The organism is Pseudomonas sp. NyZ201, from assembly GCF_049860765.1.
GTDB classification, from domain to species: Bacteria; Pseudomonadota; Gammaproteobacteria; order Pseudomonadales; family Pseudomonadaceae; genus Aquipseudomonas; species Aquipseudomonas bharatica.
Genome location: NZ_CP187557.1, coordinates 1,003,704 through 1,022,795 on the forward strand (window position 1 = coordinate 1,003,704; position 19,092 = coordinate 1,022,795).

Below are 19,092 nucleotides of genomic sequence, written 5' to 3' on the forward strand. Positions count from 1 at the left end.
AGTCCGGACACGCGGCCAATCATTAGCCAGAAAGGAGGCATCTGTAAATGGCCGCTTTAGGTCGAAAGGGGTCGTTCGGGAGCGACTGCTTCCGACCCAAAGCTGACAGGCGCGGAACAATTTCGTCGGAAGTTGCTGGAGAAAGACACAGATGGAGCTTCAGGAGCCACGATGAACGAAGCGAGTGCGTAGGAATCTACTCGGATATGATGGAACGATGCCATCTGGATAACGTCATGACCGCAAACGAAGATTTGATTAATTGGAATACCCGCTGGCGACTTGCTGGTGGAGTTGTGTCTTGCAGGACATGTCATTCCCGACAGGCTGTGACTCACCGAGGAAGGCTTTTGAGCAGCTTCCGGGTTGTGGTCATGCGGGGCAGTACAGTACGCCGTGGGATGACCTAGACATGATCTGCCAGAGCTTCAAACACTACAAATGACCTGTTATCCCAATCAGTCGTAGTGGCACCGACTGCTTCTGGCCGTTAGCGACGGCCTGACTTCCACCGTCGCCATGCGGCTATCCCCTTATTCCAAGGCTGATGGCTGCGTGTTGCAAAAATGTTCTTGACTTATCCTCAAAGTTGAGGGTGTCGAGGCTGGATGGATGCGAAGCGGGCTTGCGCTGGTTCCGCGCTGTCATTGCCCGATGGGGTGATTGTATCGATCCTGGATGCGCTCCAGCTCGCCCGAGTGGCGCAGTTGCTCTAGGGCGTGGGCCCAGGAGGCTACCAGTTCATCGTCACAGTCGCGGCTGAAGGCGATGTACAGCGATGAGCGATAGAGCTCGATGGGAATCTGCCGCAGCGCGCCGGGGGCGATGTTCAACTGGCGGCTGTAGTAAACCACTCCCGCATCAGTGTCGCCTATGATGATATCGGTGCGCCCGGCTAGCAGCATGCGATAGAGCTGCAGGCTCTCGGTTGCAATTTTTTCGAGGTTGTTGAAGCCCCGCGACTGCAGAGTCTCGGGTATCAGGCCGGCATGTCTCGTCGTAATTTTTGGGGCGTGAAGTAGCTGCTCCAAGGAATTCACCGGCTGTTGCGCATTGGCTAACTGATAGGGGTGAATGGACTCTTCCACGATCGGTCCGACCCACTTGTATAGCGGTTCGCGCTCTGCCGTGCGGAATAGTGAATACATGATGGTCTTGGGCCGGGTTTTCAATGCACGGGCGCTTCGCATACTGGGCAGCAGCGCCACCTCAAAGTCATCCCCGGTCCGCGCCATTATGGCTCGAACGATCTCCGTCGCCATGCCGGTGAGGTGATTTTTCTGCCGGTAGTTGTACGGCGCCCACTCTTCAGTAACGACCTGATACTGCTCGGCCCTGACGGGAGTGCCAAGTAATAGGCAGAGCAGCGCGGCAGTAAGTGTCGAATGTTTCACGCGTTCTGCCTGGTGGGCTGTGCGGTGATTAAGGATGGATCTGATCAAAAGAGCGAAACTAGTATAGACCCTGACACGCGTCAAGCGCTTGATACAGTCCCGTAAACCGTCACCACGGTGACTGATACATACGAACCAGTACGCATTGGCGTAGGTATCTCAAGAGCGTTTAGGGATTCTCCGATCAAGTCAGCACAGGCCATCTGACCTGTGCTGAAATAGCCGTCCGTCCAACTGCCCTCTACAAGCCCGCCATCCCATGAGTCAGATGAGCTTTTCCGATTTCGAGTACGCCGGTAAGCGCAAGCAAACCCGTCGCGAGCGTTTCCTGGCCGAGATGGAGCAGGTGGTTCCATGGAGTGGGTTAGTGGCGTTGATCGAGCCTCACTACCCAAAGGCTGGCGGTGGCCGCAAACCAGTATCCACTGGAAACCATGCTGCGCATTCACCTGCTGCAGAACTGGTTCTCGTTGAGTGATCCCGCTATGGAAGAGGCGCTATACGAGATTACTTCGATGCGCCAGTTTGCTCGTCTGACGCTCAGCGCTCCGATCCCCGACGATACGACGGTCATGAATTTCCGGCACCTGCTGGAGAAGCATCAGTTGGCGGCGGGCATTTTGGAAACCATCAACAATTACCTGCGAGACAAGGGCCTGTCGTTGCGCCAGGGCACCATCGTCGACGCCACCATCATCCATGCGCCCAGTTCGACCAAGAACAAGGAAGGCAAGCGCGATCCTGAAATGCATCAGACGAAGAAAGGTAATCAGTATTTCTTCGGCACGAAGGCGCACATTGGTACCGATGCTGAGTCGGGGCTGGTGCACCACGTCCACGGCACAGCGGCGAAGTGGCTGATGTAACGGAGGTCGCTCACCTGTTGCATGGCGAAGAAAATGTTATCTGTGCCGACGCGGGTTATACCGGCGTGGAGAAACGGTCGGAGCATGAAGAAAGGCAGGTGATCTGGCAGATTGCCGCTCGTCGTAGCACCTACAAGCACTTGAGCAAGCGCAGCGTGCTCTACAAAGCCAGACGCAAGATCGAGAAGGTCAAAGCGCAGGCGCGAGCGAAGGACGAACACCCATTTCGTGTGATCAAGCGCCAATTCGGCTATGTGAAAACCCGCTTCCGTGGCTTGGTCAAGAACACGGCGCAACTGACCACGCTGTTTGCACTGTCGAATCTGTGGATGGTGCGCCGGCAATTATTGCCTGCTGCGGGAGTGGTGCGCCCGTGAAGGCAGAAAACCAAGGCTACGCCTTGGTTATCCAATAATCAGCGGCTGAAAATCGGGCTTTTCGGCATGCCCAAACCGTCCATTTTCAGGTGATGAGCAACTTGATCGGAGAATCCTTAGCGGATTGTCTCTTATCGATATCGGTTGGAACATGTTGTGACCGTCCGGTTCTGGCCGACTTCTGCCTTTGGCCACCGGCAGCTATGGGTCATAGCGGTCAGTGGCCACCGGCGGCTGTCGGCCACAAATGGCAAGTCAAGTCGCATGCGAGCGGTGGGTCAGCATCGATCGATTACTTGTCAATTGCAGGTCAATTCTCCAGTTCAGCACGCTGGCTTTACCGGAACATCCGGCCGGACATCGCCATACCTTTAGAGTGCGCATGCCTTGCGCTCTTGCGCCGTCTGTCCTTCCTTCTGTCAGTCCTTGGAAACAATGGTGAATGAGCTGACACCAATAGGGACATGGTGGGGGAATCTATGCGTGGGCTAGTGCTGGTGGTAGAGGATGACGACATCCTCCGATGGTTGATGACTGAAGTCGTAACGCACTTGGGACATGACGTCGTTGAGTGTGCAAGCGCCGATGACGCCATGCAAAAACTGCAAGAGGGTCAACCGCTGGCATTGTTGATTACCGATGTACGCATGCCCGGTCACTATGACGGTCTGGATCTGGCCAAGGCGGTCTGGGCGTTGCGCCCGGAGCTTCCGGTCATTATCGTTTCAGGCAATACGGTGCTCCAGCCTGGTTTTCTTCCGGCAAACGCTCGGTTCATCACCAAACCGTGCACTCTGGATGTATTAAGCCACGCGATCAATGAGCTTCTAGGCCCTGAAGCACAGAGTTAGCAGTCAAGCCCTTACACCTTGAATCGCACGCGGATGGTGCTTTTTCCGGACTGTCTGTCGATCGAGATGGCCGCATCCCCGTATCCGCAGTAATTCTTGACCAGGCGCATACCCAACCCGGTACCGGTCGGCTTAGGATAGGTGTCCGGGAAACCATCCCCCTCATCTGAAACGCTGATCAGGGCATGATCGCCGGCATCCTTCACCTCGACTTCAATGGTCCCTTTCCCGTATTTCAGCGCATTGGTGATCAACTCCGAAACCACCAGGCCTAACGGCGCCATGCGTTCCGGAGGAAGCACCAATGGGTCGGAATCCAGCTCGATTTTTCGGTCAGCCAGTGCTCGACCCAAGTCGCCCAGCAACGCCTTGAGGTAGTCCGATGCCAGAATGGCTTGCTCTTGCGAGGCGTTGTATAGGCGCTCATGCACGGTGGCAATGGTGACGACGCGACCGGCCGCTGTTTGAAGCTGAATCCTGACAGCCTCATCGGGAGTCAGGTTGGCTTGTAGGAGCAGCAAGGTATTGACCAGATGGAGGCTGTTCTTGACCCGGTGATGGACCTCCTCGACGTCCATGTTACTTCTGTTGAGTTGGGTGTTTTGCGCTTCGATCAGCGATAGCAACTGGGCTTCGTGATGCCGACGCTCTGTAATGTCCCGGGAGACCGCAATCACTTTTTCTACAGTGCCTTCAGGACCCAAGATAGGGGCGACTGTCACATCCCACCATTTGGGCTCACCGAGTGCTGTAGGACAGAGGGCCTCGAAACGCGTGGACTGCCCGCTCACGACCTTTTCCAATGCATCAAGTACCAGTGATTCGGACTCTTGGGGCCACAGATGCCACCAGGATTTGCCTTTGACCTGAGCCAGGTCGCCGATCTGCATCAAACACAGGCCGGCGTCGTTCATGAATTCGATTTCCCCCTCGGTTGAAAGAACCTTTACACAATCGGGACTGGCGTTGAGCATGCTTTCCGAATAAGGGTTTGGAGCGGGAACGTCAGCGTCGGAGGCCAGTCTTTCCAAGGTCATCGAGATAACGTTGGATATGCCTTCCAGAAAGACCAGGTCGCTTTCGATGAAGTCATCACCGTCACTACTGTCAGCTTCCAATACCCCAAAAGGAACCGAGATGCCCCGGATAGGCACGTTGATCGCGCGCTCTATGCCGTATCTCTTCAGCAGCTCTGGAGTCCGAAAACGCTCTTCCTGCCCGAGATGGTTAGAAAGCACTGGACGGTAGGTCGATATCGCATAGCCGGCCGGGCTTGCGACATCGCCACCTACAACCGCGCTACCGATGTCCTCCTCATCCCAGCCAACCCCGTAAGCAAGGAGGAAATCATTGGTGTCCTCAATCGGAGTAAGGACCTTGGCAAAGCGCGTTTGCATCCCCTCTGCCACCACCGTACATGCCTGATTAATCAACGGATCAAGGCTGTTCGATTTCAGCGAGTGAACACCAAACTCGACAACCAATTCATGCTGCCTCTTGAGTCGGGCATGAGTCTTTCGTAGCGCAGCCCGGATCGTCTCATCAGGAGTCGAGTGTTCCATAAACGGTGTTCCACAACGGGAGTGGGGGGGGCGTTATCGTCGCACCGGCGCACTACAGAAACAATCGCATCGATGATGGAGCTTCAGCGGTACTTGGGCAGCTCTCCAGCATAGTTCAGCCGCAGAGCGAATATCCTGGTCCTGGACCTTTAGGAGAAGGCTTTGTCGAGGATTAAGGCGTCCGCTTTCGCCGGGCCTGATAGCGTGCCAGGAGAGAGTGAACAGAGAGACCATGCGCAGGGAATACCACGCGATGGCTGAAAATTGCGGTCAAGCGGATCTGCTGGAGCCAAGCGCTCCTGAGGATGAGAGCAGCGCGTAAATATCAATCAGCAACGCTAGCCTGGAGCGTTTGATAGATTTGGTGAGGCAGAATGAATTTATCTTGAGCAAGCGATGTCGTAATGACATCGCGCACCAAGCCGCCTTGAAGACGGCGACGGGATGTCAACTCCGACCTAGTGCGCGTTACGCGAGCCAGATGATAAAACACACGATTTCCGCTCCACCGTTTCCCCCCGTGATGCTTGTAGAAGACGAACCTGCGTTAAGAGAAACCCTCACCTTTATGCTCGAGGATCTCGGAGCTGTGGTGACCAGCTTTGCAACCGCTGCTGAAGGACTCGCCGCTCTAAGTACTCAGAAATGGGCGTTGGTCCTGACGGACGTTAGAACCCCAGGGCCTGTCGATGGGCTTGCTCTTGCAACCACAGTCCGTGCAAGACTTCCTGCGGCTGGGGTCATAGTAATGAGCGGGTTCTATGAAGAGATGGGAAGACCACTGCCGATGGGAGTGTCTTTTCTGCCCAAACCGTGGCCTTCAGAGTGTTTTGACCAACTGGTAATGCCCGTTCTCGAACAGTTCAGCAAGCGGATGTACCCAGAGTAGGTGATTACCGGATCAAGGCTTGTCCGACGGCTTCAATGAGTTGTTCAAGTGTCCAGGGTTTGAAAAGGAAGATGGTCCGGGGATCGAGCCCACCTGTGTCCAGCTTGTTGTCTATGGCCAGATCGAAGAGAGCTAGGTCACGGGTTCTCCCTCCAATTTGAAGCCTTACTCGTATAGCCCAGATATCTCTCAGTCGGAGCGGAGCTTTCTGCCCGACCAATTTTCCTTTGTTCCAGGGCTGACGACCGCAGGTTGAGATGATGTTCATAGCAAATCCTCCACGTGTGGGAGGATAAGGATGGTTAGCCAGAGCAGCGGTCGCTAATGACCCAGTGCTGCCCTTGGCGGCGAGCAGCTAACGGCCTGAACTGCTAGGCGTCCTATACTGCGTAGGTCACAAAGGGAGGGCAGCATGGACGACTTACGAGACAAGATAGAGGCGAGTGAGCCGCTGATGCAGCAAGCCATTGAGGCACTGCGACGGTACCACGAAGCCAAAGCCGCAGAGAGCCCGCCCGATGAAATCGAGCGCCTTAAAATGCTAGCAGACTCGTTGTTCCAAGCCGTCTCGGAGTATCAACTTCGGGCGCTTGGAGGGCCAATTAGACCCCTTCAGTAAGTGTTGATGCCAACGGCTGCTTTCGACCCATTGCAGCCGTTCACGGCAGCCAGCTATCGGCCAGGACCGACCATCCAATACGTGCAAAAATCTCCGGGCAGTTCATCGAGCAATCTATATTTGTCACAGCTCGCCTGAGCAGGAAATGATCACTTGAAGGGGGAACTGGTCCGGAGGACATCTTCTCCCCCCTGCCAAAATGGCGAGCCGACTTATAATGCCCATCGCCAACCCGATTACCCACACGATACGCCGTTTCGCCCGCCTGAGGCAGCCATGAACCAACCCAGAAAACGCCGCTCAATCAACCAAGTAAAAGAAGAGATTTCCGTACAAGTCCTCCGAGAACGCCTTCCGGTGCAGTGGGTCATCCATGACTATGGTGCCGACTACGGCATCGACTGCGTGATCGAACTGTTTGACTTCGTAGAGGGCGATGCCACGGTTGCGGAGACGCTGGGGGAGAACATTTTCGTACAGCTCAAGGGGTCCAGCTCAATCAACTACGGTACGCGACGAGCGTATCACCGAGGAAACGTTGTCAAGGGGCCACTGGCCGAGTCCCGCGACCAGTACGATGATATCCCCGTCGCGAAATTCCAGCTTGAGATGTCCGAGATTCTGACGGTGCAAGCTATGGGCGTAGCAGTGCCTGTCCTGCTGGTTCTCGTAGATACCGCTACTAGGGAAGCATATTTCGTATGTCTGAATGACTACATTGACAAAGTGATCATTCCAGAAGACCCGCTGTACTACGAGAAAGGGCACAAAACCATAAACATTCCGCTAGCAAATAAAATCAGCACTCACGAGGATGGCTTGGTTCCGCTTCGGGCTTACGGCAAACGCTCGAAAATGTATGGTGCATTCGGGACATTCCATTATCAGCAGCAAGAAATTCGCCGAGCGCGAGGTAAGATGCTTGTAGAGGAGGTTAGGTCCCGAGAGGGCATAATCGCCATGGTCAACACCTTCACATCGGTGGCCCTCCGTCTAGATATCTGGAAAGGGCACGAGTTTTGGCAGCCTATGGGATGGAGCCATAAAGAACTCTCGGACATCCTCGAAAACATTCAGTCAGGCTTCGCTATTGAAAACTTCGAAGGCCTACTGGAGTATTGTGATCTGCATGTATGGCGCAGGCTGGCAAACCTTTCAAGCATGTATGAAGAGCTTGTGAGGGAATGGTTTATGCCTACTAGTCTTGCCGTTCTGTGCTCGTACCCCTCTAATTCCGAGGAGATGCCATATAACAATGATGCGATTGCCAGCAACGCCGGTTGAAATCGTTGCGCTCTCTCTAAAATGCTTAAATGGCCGGAGCTTGGCAATATTGCTACGCTTCGGCGCAGCATGTAAAAAAGGCCCCTTTGGACAGAGCACTATGCCGGCGACTAAGGCTTTCCTTAAACTGCAAAAGGTCGATTACAGCTCTCGGCGAAGATATCAACCCGCTGAAATCTACCATTACCGACTGGCAGCTTTGGGTCGATTCTGTTGAAAAAGTCGGTTTTTCAGCTGACCTGAACTCAGGCACGACCATCGCCTAAGAACCGACTCACCACATTGAGTGGTTTCTCGGCCCTTCGTTGACCGTTGCTGCTCAGTTAGTGGGTTAATTTGAGGTTTTTTGCTGAGTGCAGGCGCACCTATCCCGTGGCAGGTGGCCCTTGAGATGTAAATTTAGCCAGCCGTCGCAGGTTCTGTACCGCGGCGGCCAGCGTGAATTCATCGGTCGCGCCACTCATGCCACGTAGTCTCAGGCGATCCAGTTTCAGGATGCGCTTGAGGTGGGCAAACAACATTTCGACCTTCTTACGTTCGCGGCGAGAGCGCACGTACGCAGGTGTCGTTGCGATGCGCCGAGCCACATCGCGTGCGGTTTCATGGACGCTGCGGGCGATCTTGCGGACCGCAGTGTTCGGGCAACACTTGGCTTTCATCAGACAGGCAACGCAGTCGGTCTGCCTGGATCGGAAGATGATGGTGTTGGCTTTGGTGACGTGCGAACGCTTGTTCTTGAAGGCTCGCCATTCGCTACGTAATGCATTGCCAGCCGGGCAGCAGTATTCCTCAGACTCTTCATTCCAGCGGAAATCGTTGCTCGAAAAACTGTCGTTCTTGCGTTCGGTTTTGTCCCACACCGGCACATGTGGCTCGATGCCCTTTTCCTCCACCATCCAGGCCAGCATCGGCGCGGTACCGTAAGCGGTGTCGCCAATCAGGCGTTCCGGCTTGATGTCGAACTGCGCTTCGACCCGATCGATCATCGTCTTGGTGCTCTCGACTTCTGCGGTTCGATGAGCCGGTGTGGGTTCCACATCCATGATCACGCCGTGCTCGGTATCGATCAGATAATTCGTGGAGTAAGCGTAGAACGCTGGGCCACCTGGAGCTGCGGTCCAGCGGGCTTGAGGATCAGTCAGCTATAGGCGCTTCGGTAGCGTTTCGGCCAGAGCCTCTTCATCGAGCGCCTCAAGATACTCACGCACGGCGCGGGTGCTCAGGGCCGGATCGCTCCAGTTGACCGGTTCATCGCCCGGTACGCCGCGCTGCCGGCTGGCATCCGCCTTGATGATGCTGGCGTCCACGGCAAAGCCTTCACCTTTGACCAAGCCAGCGTCCATGCAACGACGCAGCACTTCATTGAACAGCCAGCGAAACAGATCGCTGTCCCGAAAACGGCCGTGTCGATTTTTGGAAAAGGTCGAGTGATTGGGGACCTCATCTTCAAGGCTCAACCGGCAGAACCAGCGATACGCCAGGTTCAAATGGGTCTCTTCGCACAGCCGCCGCTCTGAGCGAATGCCGTAGCAATAGCCCACGATCAGCATGCGGATCATCAGTTCGGGATCAATCGACGGACGCCCAATCGGGCTGTAAAAATCGGCGAGGTAATGGCGCAAGTCGCTCAGATCGAGACACCGATCAATGCTACGCAGAAGGTGATTGGCGGGGATGTGGTTTTCAAGGTTGAATGAGTAAAACAGCCGTTCCTGCCCACTCGATAACTGTCCCATCATGCTGCGTGCTTCCCTGCTGGCCGATGCGCAGATTTTGCTGCAGGCCAGACAGGGGAGCTACTTTTTCAACAGAATCGGTCGGAAGCGGTCGCTCACCAACGACCCCTTTTGACCCTTTGCAGCCGTTCGAGGTGTCTACGAAACTAGGGGCGATTCAGGCTTCCACTCGGCTAGGTGCTAGAGACTCGCATCGACTAGCAACTCGGAAGGCTTGCATTCCACAGCAACAGCTATTCGCAGGATGTTGAGAAAAGTGACATTCCTTTCTCCCCTCTCGATTTTTCCCATGTGAGAACGATCCACCCCCGCTGCGTCGGCTAATGCTTCCTGGGAAAGTGCGAGCGCGAGGCGACGGGCCCGAATTGCTGCACCGAGCTTTTTCAGACTGCCATCGTTGTCGAGGGTTGCGGAGATTCTTGCCATGACAAGAATCGTCTAGATATGATGCCTATATGACCACGGTATTTACGACTCATTTCATGGGCGTCGTGGCTACACCCAGGGGCGTCTAGGCGGCTGTAACACGATCAGAGAGAGCATCCATGGAAGGAGCGTGCGGAGCGCGCTGCTTGAGCGCGGTGGCGGTGTGACTGCGATGAACAGCCGTGCATGCAGCGAGCTAGGTATCAGGCGATCACGGCTTGGCTGGTTGAGCATCAGGTTCGATGGCGGCCCGTTTTATCCTGAGATGCTGGAAGCACTTCAGCAGGCGGTAATTGAATTTGGAGGTCTCGTCAGGCGGGGTGAGAGCTTGACTGCCGCCGAATGGCTTCAAAGAATCGATGCTATCGGCGGCAGGATCACGCCAGCTCAAATCCTGGCTATTCGAACGCTCATGTGGCCGCAGTGAAGTCGCAAGTAGCTTGCGTTTATCGGGGCTCAGGGCATTCGATCAGGCTCGGGAAACATTAGCTTTTGTGAGCTTTAGCTCTGCAAAGTCGTGGCAGTCGAAACGCTCCGGGGGGACCACCAGGACGACAAGTAGCTTGCTTCGACTGGTTGAGCTATTCGCGTCTGCCGTTGTGCGGTGGCAGGCCCGCAGGATGAGCGGGCCGGACCTACAAGAGTCAGGCTTGACTGCAGAAGCGGGCTGTCCACTCGTCTATATCTTGTAATGGTGGAGGCTTTTGCGCCGGTGGCAATTGAAATACAACACCGCTGCTCCTGTTTACCGCTTTACCGTGCTGCGAGCTGCACGTGTTTGATCTCGCCTGTGAGCCTTGTTTCCCGTGGCCTGCAGCGAATTCGTTGTCTGGCAGAGTTGTCCGGGAATTGTCTGCCTTTTGGCTGGATACTGTCAGGCTGTTGTCTGCCAGAAAAGCCCTTTTTATCTGCTCAGCAGTTACCGAGAGGGGGCGTAACGTCTTGCGGTCAAGGCGTTCGGAGCCACTGTCGCTACCGTCGGCGATGAACAAAATTCCCTTCAAGTTGCCCATGTAGTCGTGGAATGAGGACAATCGCGGGGGAATCTTCAGGCCGGAGCGCTCCCAGAATTTGTGAAATCCCCACCGCTGATTTTTAATTCGAAACTGGCCAGGAGGTAATCTCCCACCTTTTTTGCCTGTTATCGTATTTCTAGATCGAGATAGATCAGCGTTGTAGATCACATAGGCGTGGTTCCGTTTCACCACGGAGCGAAAATGGAGGGTTACGCCGGGGCAACGTTTCGGTCCGTAATAATCTGCTCCATATTCGTAATACTGGTATGCGTCTATTCCTAGCACAGAAAGAATATCTTTTATAATCGCTTCTGAATGTTCATCTAGCCATTCTTTCGGTACTGCCTTCTTACTCTTCGGGCGGATAGCTAGTCGTCCAGCTTCGATACTAACTTCGTCGCCTTTGTTAAGTAGTCGAGTGAGCATATTTGCCATTGAGCTAATGTACTTGTCGATGAGGTGCAGAAAAATTCGATTCGCGCAGCGCTTATGCGCGCCTCGGAGAGGTGCACAAGCGCCACGGTAGAAAACCGCCGAGAAAGCCGGCTTAGCTCAGAGGGACTTTCCGGTGTGGTCGGCAGTGCGGCGGGCCATGAACTCGGCCAGGCCACTCACTCGATAGCGCACCAGACGACCGACTTTCAGGAAGGGGAGGTTGTAGCGACCGGTAGAGCGCCAGACGGAGAGAGTGCTGACCTTCACACCCAGGATTTGGGCTGCTTGCTTGTCGTCTACATGAACAGGAGGGGTTTTGGGGTCGTATCCGAGTTGCGTGGCGATTTCGTTCTTGATTGCGTCGATCTGATTAGTAGTCGTGTCCTGCATGATGAATCCCTTTACGGCAGTAAGCTAGGCGGGGCTGCATGAAGCCCCGTATGTATTGATTGACCAGAGCTATGTTCCGTAAAGTTGACTGACGTGTCGTTACACCGAGGGCGTTAGCTGTTTCAGATATTCCTTAACCCAGCCCCTGACGGTTTGTGGGCGGTTTAGGCTTTCGTACTTTTCGCACATCTCTTCAGCGAATTTTACGATTTTCTTGTTGTCGTTGACTTCGAGTTGACCGCTTTTGATCCTTTCTATCAGTATTCCTTCAACCCTTTGTCTGTCTTTGCTACGTGTGAGGCGAGGGCGACTTGCAGCCGAACGAGCCTGTTTCGATTGAAGTTCCTTGTAAGCGTGGTCTCGGACAGCATGAGCGTTCTGGATGAGCCGCTGCGGCAAATATTTTGCTAGATCGTCGGGGCGAATGGTCTGGGCCAGCGCGGTCGCTTTGCTGACTTCGTAGATTGCTTTCTGCTCAAGCTCATCAAGGAGACAGAACAAAAGTGTTGGGGATAACCCTCCCGCTTTCTCCAGCTCGGGAGTGAGGCGCTCCATCCGCTCCTTCAGGTCATCTTCAGTCGCCGGGCTGTCTGTCCATAAAAAGCCCAAGAACTCCTGTTTCAGCAGCTCTACCACTGCGAGTTGAAGTTTGAGTTTCTGCTGCCCCTCGATGATTTTTTCAGTTATGGACATTCTGTTTCCATTAGTTAAGTCTTGGTTTACGACGTAGGTTTATCACCTCTGCAGCTCGCCTCAGGCCAGCTGCTTTCAGCATCGCTTGCGTGGCTGTATTGACCGATTGGCGAACGGGGTCCAGGTCAAGGCGGGCGTAAATCTGCGTTGCCTGATGAGTCTTGTGGTTGAGGCTTTTGCCAATGATTGCCAGCGAGGCGCCGGTTTTCGCCTGCCAACTGCCAAGCGTGCGGCGCAAATCGTGAATGCGTAGGTCAGTCATGTCATACAAAGCCGCGTCTATGGCGAGGCTATCTGCCAGTGCCCGGTATTTCCTTTCTGCTTTTGCCGAAGCGGTCAGAAGTTCGAAGTCAGCGGCCTGGCGTTCTTCGGTGCCCAGCTTGTTCTCTTTCTCCAGCAGATCCAGCAAGCGTCTCATGCTGGCACGGCGTAGCACTGTTGCCCACGCCTTCTTCGGTTCGACCAGATGTCCAGTTTTCCCCGTTCCTGGAAACACAAAGCTGGAGCCCTTCTTTTCAGGTTGCCGGTTTTTGAGTGTCGCCACGGCCTCCGGGGAGAGAGTGACGTTTTGCGGGCTTCCATTTTTGGTCATACCAAGACGCCAGATGCCCGCGTCGAGGTCGAGGTCGCGCCATGCCATCTCTTGCACGTTCGAGCGGCGTGCGCCTGTCAGCAGTGACAGCAAAAAGAAGTCGCAAAGATCTGACTCGGCGATGGCTTCCATCAGATAAGGAAGCTCCGGGCCCAAGGCGAATCGATCTCGCGATGGGGCGGGGTTCTTTTGGATGCGGCTTGCAGGGTTGCTGCCCGTGAACAGTTCGAGATCAGCGGCAAAGTTGTAGACCGACGATACGACGATGATCGCGCGATCAGCTTGAGCAGGGCTCTTCTTCGTAGTTCTGGAGTGAATCGTTTTGATCTCGGTCCGTGTGATCTGGGACAGCTTGCTGTCATGGATAGGTGCCAGGTACATGTTCACCACATCCGTATAGTCGCGCTTGGTGCGTTCGCTGAGCGGGGAGCCGTCGCGCTTTTTCTTCTCAGAAAGGTACTGCGTGAACACTTCCAGGAAGGTGGGTTCTTCCCGGATGGCTCGACGAACTGCTGCTGGGTTGGCGCCATTGGCGAACTCGCTCAGGACTGTCTGCGCTTTGATGCGAGCCTGCTCAACAGTCGTCTCCGGGAATGATCCGAGTTTGACCCATTCCATTGCACTTGAAACGCGCTTGATCACGTAGAAGGTGCGGCTGCCTGCTGCTGTGATGCGAAGCACCAGCTTGGGTATCTCGGTGTCGTACACGTTCAGGCGATTGATGGCTGGCGGTGCGATGGCTGTCAGGGCGGATTTGGTGAACTTGAGCTTCATGGCGGCTTCAACCTGAGTCGCTTGGCTAGCGCTGGGCTAGCGTGGGCTATCAAAAATGGTCCATCTTGGTGATGGTTCGTTAAGCCAAGACTAAGCTGAAAGCCCCATTCTGCATAGGTCTGTAGAGGGTGGTAAAGATTGGTGAAGCACCAGAGCATCTAACTCGTAACGCGAAGGTCGCAGGTTCGATTCCTGTCTCCGGCACCAGAAAAATCAAGGCTTGCAGTGAATGCAGGCCTTTTTGGGTTTTAGGGGCTGGAGGGGCTTAGGGCAAAAATAGATCTGTCCCCTTTCTGGCCAAATGCCTGCCTAGTTCTTCCTTTCTTCCTTTGCCTTGTTATCAATCGCGTCCCCATAGACGTCCCCTTGAATTCGGCTTTTGGCATCAAGCAGCTTTACTTCCAAGTTGTTCATATGCCACCAGAGTTCAGATTGCTTTACGTCTATTGGCACATCTTCACACAGAGCTAGCAGGGTTTCGACCTCTTGAAATGTCAACCGAACATCGGTTTCTCGCTTTCCCAGAGGTTTCTTGTCTAGCTCGTCCTGGACTCTCTGCTCGAATGACTTCGTCATGTTTAAGCTCCTTTGAAGTGGCCCCACTTAGATACAGCGCTTCTGCGGCTTCTAGCAAGGCCAGCTCGGTGGCGCGAACGCCAGTGACAGGGAAAAGGGGAAAAGGGGCAGATTTATTCTCTCCTCCGTCAGGAGGGGGCGAAGTTAGAACTACTGGTTGGATGGAGCAAAGAGAAATAAATCCGTCCCTATTCCGATTCCCATTTCCACTGACCCACAGCAGTCGGAAAAACCAGCGCTCCTGCAAACCAATCAACCAAGACGCAATTGCCGCGGAGTTACATCCAACAGACGACGCATCAAACGCCTAAGCGCCGTTGGGTCCCGATAGCCCACCCGTGTCGCGATTTCCTCAACAGAATATTGGCCGGATTCCAATAGCGCTCTTGCCTTGTTGAGCTGCACCCGCTGGATGAGCTGTCGGGTCGAGTGCCCTGTCGCTTTGTGCACGTGGCGCGACAAGGTTCGTTCCGACATGCCGACGCTCTCGGCCAGCGCCCTCACGCCGGTAAGCTCCGGCAGCGAGTCTTCGATCTGGGCGGTCAGGCGCGATACCAGGGCATTACCTTGCACCAGCACGGCGGGGATGACGAAAGGCGACTGCAGTTGCCGGCGGTCCAGCAGGAGTGCCTTGCCCACCCTGTCAGCGATGTCAGGTGAAAGGCGCCGACGCAGCAGGTGCAGTATCAGGTCGGTTTGCGCGAAGGCGGCGCCCGCTGTGGTTAGCGGGGGATCGGCCAGCACCATGAAGTCCGGGTCTACGCGGCAGCCTGGAGCATGGGCCTGCAGGTACGGAGCCAGCCACCAGGAGGTTGTAACCCGCCTCCCGTCAAGTAGCCCTGCTGCATGGAGTAGAAAGACGGCCGAGCAGGATGCGGCAACTTCCTTGCCGTTCCGGACGTGATTGGTCAACGCAGTGAGGAAGGGCGCTGACCAGGGTTCCGCGAGGCGCTCTTCAAGGTGCTCGACATCACTGATACCTATGCCTGGTATGACCCAGCAGGAGTTGTCCTCGGCACTCCGCTCTATCGGTTCCACCTGCAGCGCCAGGCCATGGCCGAGTGTCACGTGCCCAGGCTGAGGGCCGCAGATCCGCCAGCGCGGTGTGGCGAGGCCGCGCTGTTCAGCGATGGTTGCTGCGGTGGCGAGGATGTCCAGCGTGGAGGTCACGCTAGAAGCGAATGCGCCGGGTACGACCACAATCGTGAAATCATGCATTGTCGGATTATGCTCGAAAAAGGACGGATCGGACACTTTTGCCAGAAGCGAATGACAGGCCAAATAAAGCTCAATTCATCGCCAAGGTTTCAGCCATGCCCAACATCCTTATCAAGGTTCCTACTGGTGCTTTCAGCGCGGCGCAACGTGAACACCTGTTGAAGCGTGTCAGCGAGGCGGCTATCGCGCACGAGCGCATAGGCAACGATCCGCGGCAGCGTAGCCTGTGCTGGGTGCTTATCGAGGAGGTCCAGGCTGCCAACTGGTTATGTGGTGGTGTGAACGTGCACGCTCAGGCCATCCCCTGCATCGTTCTGGTCAAGGTGCCGGCCGGAGTCCTCGACGAGCAGATGCGCGCGGATTACGTATCGGGCCTGCACCAGGCTATCGAGCAATGCAGAGGAAGTGATGATCAGCGGATGCTGATGACGTCGATTCAATTGGTGGACATCGTCGATGGCACATGGGGGGCGAACGGGCGTCTCTGGCGCCTGAGCGACTTCACTCGCGCCGCCGGTTACGGACATCTTTTTCCTCGGCTCTAGAAGGTGTGCCGGCCCTTTCCCTGATTGACTGCCGGGCCCGCGCCGTCTACAACCATCGGTGGTCCGGATGCGATGTTATTTCGCCATCTCCATGCCCCCCACCAGCAAGGATGCAACCATGGTGCAGACAGTCGAATACTGGCGTGAAACCGATCAGTCCTGGCATCAGGGTCCGCCGGGGATTGCGGTGGTGACGGGGGATGACAACTACATCGGCAACCATCCGGTGACTGGCGTGGCACAGTTCATGACCTTTCCCGCGACGTTCCGCGGCCTGGTCGGCGATGCGCTGCGCTACATCCATGCGACCCCGGCCGGTCGGCAGATCCTGCTGCCGTTGTCGGCAGCCAGCGTGGTGTCGATCCTGCCGTCGCAGGGAGGGAACACGGTGGCGACGCGAGGCGGTGGGGCGATGAACCTGGTGGCCGAGGAGCTGACCCCGGCGAGCATGATAGGCGGCGTCACCCAGGCGGCGCTCAATCGCATCAATGTTCCGCACTATGCCCAGGCGAGCTGGCTGACCCATATGATCAACAGCTCTCCCGAGCTTCTGCTGGATGCGGTGCCGGGCGCCGGTACGGGGTTCTTCGCCCGGCTTGAGAAAGCCCGCCAGTACGCCAACCAATGGGGGCTGCTGGCCGACCGCCGTTACCTGCGCTGGACCAGTTCCAACGAGGGCTACTTCAATGACCAGACCCTGGGCCGCTCGCTTGACGCCGGGGGCTACAACATCGGCATCACGCTCCATGAAGTCGCCGGCTGGATCGCTGGCAATCCACTGCCGGCACGCCTGTCGCCGCGGGCGCAGAACCATGCGCTGGTCGCGACCCTCGCAGCGCTGCGCGATGTTTCACCGTCCGCCAATGGTGCCGAATCCGTGATCGGCTGGAATCCCTATGCCAGCAATCCGCTCAATCTCAGCCGTCCGCCTGCCATTGGCCTGGCCCATGAGCTGATTCACGCCTATTACAGCGGGCTGGGCCAGCAGCTCGGGCGTGATTTCGGGCATCCCAGCACGGTGTTGTTCGAGTTTCTCTGCGTCGGGCTCGGGCCGTGGGACGAGGCGCCGATTTCGGAAAACGGCATTCGCCGGCACTGGTATTCCCATGCGGTGCCGTTGATGGGGCCGGGGGAGAAGCAGAGTCGCAAGGCGATGCCGAAAAGGATCAAGTATCTGTAGGCATTACAAAAACAATCTCTTCGAGCATCTTGTGTGGGTCACTCCCCAGGCTCCTCGCGATCTCCAGAAACTCGATCACATCCAGTCTCCGTTCCCCCCGCTCGAACTTGGAAACGTACGATTGAGGCCTTCCCAGCCGCTCCGACAACTCCTGTTGTGTGAGTCCGGCCTCCTTCCGTGCCTTGACCAGCAGGAGAAGGAAGCGTTGATAAGCAGCGGTGTGAATCGTCTTCATCGTGGTGTGCCGGTTGATAAGCCGACCTACCTAATAAACCTGAAACAGGTTTATCCCAAAACGGGTTTTTGGTAGGCTCGGCCACTCATCACGGAAGAGGTCGATGCGCATCATGAATTCCCGAATGAATTTCAGCCCGGTAAACACCACCGCTGGCATCGCTACGTTCAGTAACTGCACTGCCGTCAGTGAGCCCTTGTTCCGTGTGAATCCTGGAGTACCGAGCACTGAGGCGCTGGCTCAGGCGTCCGTGCTGATGGACTGCATCAACCGCTTGACCCTAATCGGTGGCGTGGATGACGAAGGCGGCGCTCCGGTCTGGGCAGCCCATTATCTGGGCGAGCAGGTGAAGGCACTTATCGATGATGTGGGCATGGGGCTTCGCGACGGGCGAGGGGCAAAGGAGGCAGACTGATTTTCTGCTGGGCAGGATGAAGCTGGCATCAAATCTTAAAAAAGGCCCGCATCCACGCGGGCCTTCTTGTTTTACACGGGCCTCAGCCCCCCAACCTCATATGCAACAACGGAAACGGCCGCCCCTCGCCATCCAGCGGCGAGCGGCCGGTCTGCACGAATCCGTAGTGCAGATAAAAGCCCACCGCCTCGGGGTTCTGTTCGTTGACATCGACACTCAGCCCGCTGCACGAATGGCGGGCGTGGTCCAGCAGCGCGCGGCCAATCCCCTGGCCGCGCAGGTCCGGTTCGATGAAGAGCATTTCCACATGGTTTTCATTCAGGCCGATAAAGCCCGTTGGTAGGTCCTGGTCATCCACCGCTACCCATAACTCGACAGCAGGCAGGTAGATGTCACGAAGCTGCGGTAGCAGCGCGTCTATGTCGGACGGTTGCAGGAAGTGGTGGGTGGCGCGAACGGAGCGCAGCCAGAGGTCGAGCAGCAGCGGGTGGTCGGCGTTGGTGGCCTGACGAATGAGCATGAAAGCATCCTCGTGCACTTGATGTGAAAAACCAGGCTCGCCAGTAAATGGCGGCCATAAGTGCCGGCGAGATGGATGACCGCTTCGCGAATCAACGCCTGGCGGTGCACTACAGTGGGGCCGGGAAGGAGGGAGGCGGGACGATACTTAGAAGGCTATCGGGTCGTCAATGAGTCTGGATCGTTCGCCGGGATGGAGATTATCCGATCGAATGTTTTGCCATTCGAAAGCTCATCAAGGGTTCACCTTGAAACATTTTGAAATACTTTCCTAAGTCGACAAGCCTGAAGGAAATTTCATTCAGCCCCTACCGTTCGTCGGCTAAAACCCGCATGACACCTCGGTTTCACCCCATGTTCATAGGGGTTATCACTAAAGAATTAATACTAAGCGCGTGTACGAATTGTCCGGCGTGGATCCAATTTTTTGGCTACAAATCTCTCCCCATATGGAACCTGTATTCGCCAAGGTCAGGCTTTTCGACATGCAGTGTGTGTAG

19 protein-coding genes and 3 pseudogenes are annotated in these 19,092 nt (G+C 55.8%); 9 read left to right on the forward strand and 13 right to left on the reverse strand.

The window, feature by feature from the left end:
* Positions 1-644: 644 nt before the first annotated feature.
* A complete protein-coding gene (locus tag ACPFMA_RS04685) occupies positions 645-1,394 on the reverse strand; it encodes a substrate-binding periplasmic protein (protein WP_425929760.1) in 750 nt (249 codons plus the stop codon).
* A 259-nt stretch (positions 1,395-1,653) separates the two neighbouring features.
* On the opposite strand from ACPFMA_RS04685, the pseudogene ACPFMA_RS04690 reads away from it, so the two are divergent.
* Both ACPFMA_RS04690 and ACPFMA_RS04695 read left to right on the forward strand, forming a co-directional pair.
* Positions 1,654-2,637: pseudogene (locus tag ACPFMA_RS04690) on the forward strand (IS5 family transposase).
* 479 nt (positions 2,638-3,116) lie between these two features.
* On the forward strand, positions 3,117-3,488 hold the full coding sequence (locus tag ACPFMA_RS04695) for a response regulator (protein WP_081263125.1): 372 nt from the start codon (positions 3,117-3,119) through the stop codon (positions 3,486-3,488).
* Between the two features lie 11 nt (positions 3,489-3,499).
* On the opposite strand, the gene ACPFMA_RS04700 is transcribed toward ACPFMA_RS04695, so the two are convergent.
* The gene (locus tag ACPFMA_RS04700) at positions 3,500-5,050 is read right to left on the reverse strand and encodes a sensor histidine kinase (RefSeq protein WP_425929761.1); all 1,551 of its coding nucleotides are present in this window, start codon (positions 5,048-5,050) and stop codon (positions 3,500-3,502) included.
* A 523-nt stretch (positions 5,051-5,573) separates the two neighbouring features.
* Between ACPFMA_RS04700 and ACPFMA_RS04705 the strand changes: the two genes are divergently transcribed.
* Positions 5,574-5,939: a response regulator gene (locus ACPFMA_RS04705; protein WP_425930571.1), complete on the forward strand. Its 366-nt coding sequence runs from the start codon at positions 5,574-5,576 to the stop codon at positions 5,937-5,939.
* A 100-nt stretch (positions 5,940-6,039) separates the two neighbouring features.
* On the opposite strand, the pseudogene ACPFMA_RS04710 reads toward ACPFMA_RS04705, so the two are convergent.
* Positions 6,040-6,207 (reverse strand): annotated as a pseudogene (locus ACPFMA_RS04710) (integrase); the annotation flags it as partial.
* A gap of 144 nt (positions 6,208-6,351) precedes the next feature.
* Between ACPFMA_RS04710 and ACPFMA_RS04715 the strand changes: the two are divergent.
* A complete protein-coding gene (locus ACPFMA_RS04715; protein ID WP_009403477.1) occupies positions 6,352-6,558 on the forward strand; it encodes a hypothetical protein in 207 nt (68 codons plus the stop codon).
* Between the two features lie 153 nt (positions 6,559-6,711).
* A complete protein-coding gene (locus ACPFMA_RS04720; protein WP_425929762.1) occupies positions 6,712-7,842 on the forward strand; it encodes a DUF4365 domain-containing protein in 1,131 nt (376 codons plus the stop codon).
* A 365-nt stretch (positions 7,843-8,207) separates the two neighbouring features.
* On the opposite strand, the pseudogene ACPFMA_RS04725 reads toward ACPFMA_RS04720, so the two are convergent.
* Positions 8,208-9,581 (reverse strand): annotated as a pseudogene (locus tag ACPFMA_RS04725) (transposase).
* Between the two features lie 177 nt (positions 9,582-9,758).
* The gene (locus ACPFMA_RS04730) at positions 9,759-10,004 is read right to left on the reverse strand and encodes a helix-turn-helix domain-containing protein (protein ID WP_009402735.1); all 246 of its coding nucleotides are present in this window, start codon (positions 10,002-10,004) and stop codon (positions 9,759-9,761) included.
* Positions 10,005-10,176: 172 nt separating this feature from the next.
* On the opposite strand from ACPFMA_RS04730, the gene ACPFMA_RS04735 reads away from it, so the two are divergent.
* Complete coding sequence (locus ACPFMA_RS04735; protein ID WP_425929763.1) at positions 10,177-10,431, forward strand: hypothetical protein; 255 nt, start codon at positions 10,177-10,179, stop codon at positions 10,429-10,431.
* Positions 10,432-10,648: 217 nt separating this feature from the next.
* Here ACPFMA_RS04735 and ACPFMA_RS04740 read toward each other — a convergent pair whose 3' ends face one another.
* The 6 genes from ACPFMA_RS04740 to ACPFMA_RS04765 form a co-directional block, all read right to left on the reverse strand.
* On the reverse strand, positions 10,649-11,455 hold the full coding sequence (locus ACPFMA_RS04740) for a hypothetical protein (RefSeq protein ID WP_425929764.1): 807 nt from the start codon (positions 11,453-11,455) through the stop codon (positions 10,649-10,651).
* A gap of 117 nt (positions 11,456-11,572) precedes the next feature.
* The gene (locus tag ACPFMA_RS04745) at positions 11,573-11,845 is read right to left on the reverse strand and encodes a helix-turn-helix domain-containing protein (RefSeq protein ID WP_425929765.1); all 273 of its coding nucleotides are present in this window, start codon (positions 11,843-11,845) and stop codon (positions 11,573-11,575) included.
* Positions 11,846-11,944: 99 nt separating this feature from the next.
* Positions 11,945-12,538, reverse strand: a complete 594-nt coding sequence (locus tag ACPFMA_RS04750) for a hypothetical protein (RefSeq protein WP_425929766.1) — start codon at positions 12,536-12,538, stop codon at positions 11,945-11,947.
* A gap of 10 nt (positions 12,539-12,548) precedes the next feature.
* Positions 12,549-13,904, reverse strand: a complete 1,356-nt coding sequence (locus tag ACPFMA_RS04755; protein ID WP_425929767.1) for a tyrosine-type recombinase/integrase — start codon at positions 13,902-13,904, stop codon at positions 12,549-12,551.
* 309 nt (positions 13,905-14,213) lie between these two features.
* Positions 14,214-14,480 carry a hypothetical protein gene (locus ACPFMA_RS04760; RefSeq protein ID WP_420058553.1) on the reverse strand — a complete coding sequence of 89 codons (267 nt, stop codon included), beginning with the start codon at positions 14,478-14,480 and terminating at the stop codon, positions 14,214-14,216.
* Positions 14,481-14,732: 252 nt separating this feature from the next.
* Complete coding sequence (locus ACPFMA_RS04765) at positions 14,733-15,698, reverse strand: GlxA family transcriptional regulator (RefSeq protein ID WP_425930572.1); 966 nt, start codon at positions 15,696-15,698, stop codon at positions 14,733-14,735.
* 95 nt (positions 15,699-15,793) lie between these two features.
* On the opposite strand from ACPFMA_RS04765, the gene ACPFMA_RS04770 reads away from it, so the two are divergent.
* Positions 15,794-16,243 (forward strand): tautomerase family protein, encoded by a 450-nt coding sequence (locus ACPFMA_RS04770; RefSeq protein WP_425929768.1) that lies wholly within the window; start codon positions 15,794-15,796, stop codon positions 16,241-16,243.
* 118 nt (positions 16,244-16,361) lie between these two features.
* Positions 16,362-17,423, forward strand: a complete 1,062-nt coding sequence (locus ACPFMA_RS04775; RefSeq protein WP_009402721.1) for a hypothetical protein — start codon at positions 16,362-16,364, stop codon at positions 17,421-17,423.
* Here ACPFMA_RS04775 and ACPFMA_RS04780 read toward each other — a convergent pair.
* Positions 17,410-17,658 carry a helix-turn-helix domain-containing protein gene (locus ACPFMA_RS04780; protein ID WP_420058555.1) on the reverse strand — a complete coding sequence of 83 codons (249 nt, stop codon included), beginning with the start codon at positions 17,656-17,658 and terminating at the stop codon, positions 17,410-17,412. The genes ACPFMA_RS04775 and ACPFMA_RS04780 overlap by 14 nt on opposite strands.
* Positions 17,659-17,761: 103 nt before the next feature.
* Between ACPFMA_RS04780 and ACPFMA_RS04785 the strand changes: the two genes are divergently transcribed.
* Complete coding sequence (locus ACPFMA_RS04785) at positions 17,762-18,073, forward strand: DUF3077 domain-containing protein (protein ID WP_425929769.1); 312 nt, start codon at positions 17,762-17,764, stop codon at positions 18,071-18,073.
* A gap of 82 nt (positions 18,074-18,155) precedes the next feature.
* On the opposite strand, the gene ACPFMA_RS04790 is transcribed toward ACPFMA_RS04785, so the two are convergent.
* Positions 18,156-18,593 carry an acetyltransferase gene (locus ACPFMA_RS04790; protein ID WP_425929770.1) on the reverse strand — a complete coding sequence of 146 codons (438 nt, stop codon included), beginning with the start codon at positions 18,591-18,593 and terminating at the stop codon, positions 18,156-18,158.
* Positions 18,594-19,092 lie beyond the last annotated feature (499 nt).

Coding starts and splice junctions, on each gene's coding strand:
- ACPFMA_RS04695 (WP_081263125.1), top strand. CDS start 3,117: ATGCGTGGGCTAGTGCTGGTGGTAGAGGATGACGACATCCTCCGATGG.
- ACPFMA_RS04700 (WP_425929761.1), bottom strand. CDS start 5,050: ATGGAACACTCGACTCCTGATGAGACGATCCGGGCTGCGCTACGAAAG.
- ACPFMA_RS04705 (WP_425930571.1), top strand. CDS start 5,574: ATGCTTGTAGAAGACGAACCTGCGTTAAGAGAAACCCTCACCTTTATG.
- ACPFMA_RS04715 (WP_009403477.1), top strand. CDS start 6,352: ATGGACGACTTACGAGACAAGATAGAGGCGAGTGAGCCGCTGATGCAG.
- ACPFMA_RS04730 (WP_009402735.1), bottom strand. CDS start 10,004: ATGGCAAGAATCTCCGCAACCCTCGACAACGATGGCAGTCTGAAAAAG.
- ACPFMA_RS04735 (WP_425929763.1), top strand. CDS start 10,177: ATGAACAGCCGTGCATGCAGCGAGCTAGGTATCAGGCGATCACGGCTT.
- ACPFMA_RS04740 (WP_425929764.1), bottom strand. CDS start 11,455: ATGGCAAATATGCTCACTCGACTACTTAACAAAGGCGACGAAGTTAGT.
- ACPFMA_RS04745 (WP_425929765.1), bottom strand. CDS start 11,845: ATGCAGGACACGACTACTAATCAGATCGACGCAATCAAGAACGAAATC.
- ACPFMA_RS04750 (WP_425929766.1), bottom strand. CDS start 12,538: ATGTCCATAACTGAAAAAATCATCGAGGGGCAGCAGAAACTCAAACTT.
- ACPFMA_RS04755 (WP_425929767.1), bottom strand. CDS start 13,904: ATGAAGCTCAAGTTCACCAAATCCGCCCTGACAGCCATCGCACCGCCA.
- ACPFMA_RS04760 (WP_420058553.1), bottom strand. CDS start 14,480: ATGACGAAGTCATTCGAGCAGAGAGTCCAGGACGAGCTAGACAAGAAA.
- ACPFMA_RS04765 (WP_425930572.1), bottom strand. CDS start 15,698: ATGCATGATTTCACGATTGTGGTCGTACCCGGCGCATTCGCTTCTAGC.
- ACPFMA_RS04770 (WP_425929768.1), top strand. CDS start 15,794: ATGCCCAACATCCTTATCAAGGTTCCTACTGGTGCTTTCAGCGCGGCG.
- ACPFMA_RS04775 (WP_009402721.1), top strand. CDS start 16,362: ATGGTGCAGACAGTCGAATACTGGCGTGAAACCGATCAGTCCTGGCAT.
- ACPFMA_RS04780 (WP_420058555.1), bottom strand. CDS start 17,658: ATGAAGACGATTCACACCGCTGCTTATCAACGCTTCCTTCTCCTGCTG.
- ACPFMA_RS04785 (WP_425929769.1), top strand. CDS start 17,762: ATGCGCATCATGAATTCCCGAATGAATTTCAGCCCGGTAAACACCACC.
- ACPFMA_RS04790 (WP_425929770.1), bottom strand. CDS start 18,593: ATGCTCATTCGTCAGGCCACCAACGCCGACCACCCGCTGCTGCTCGAC.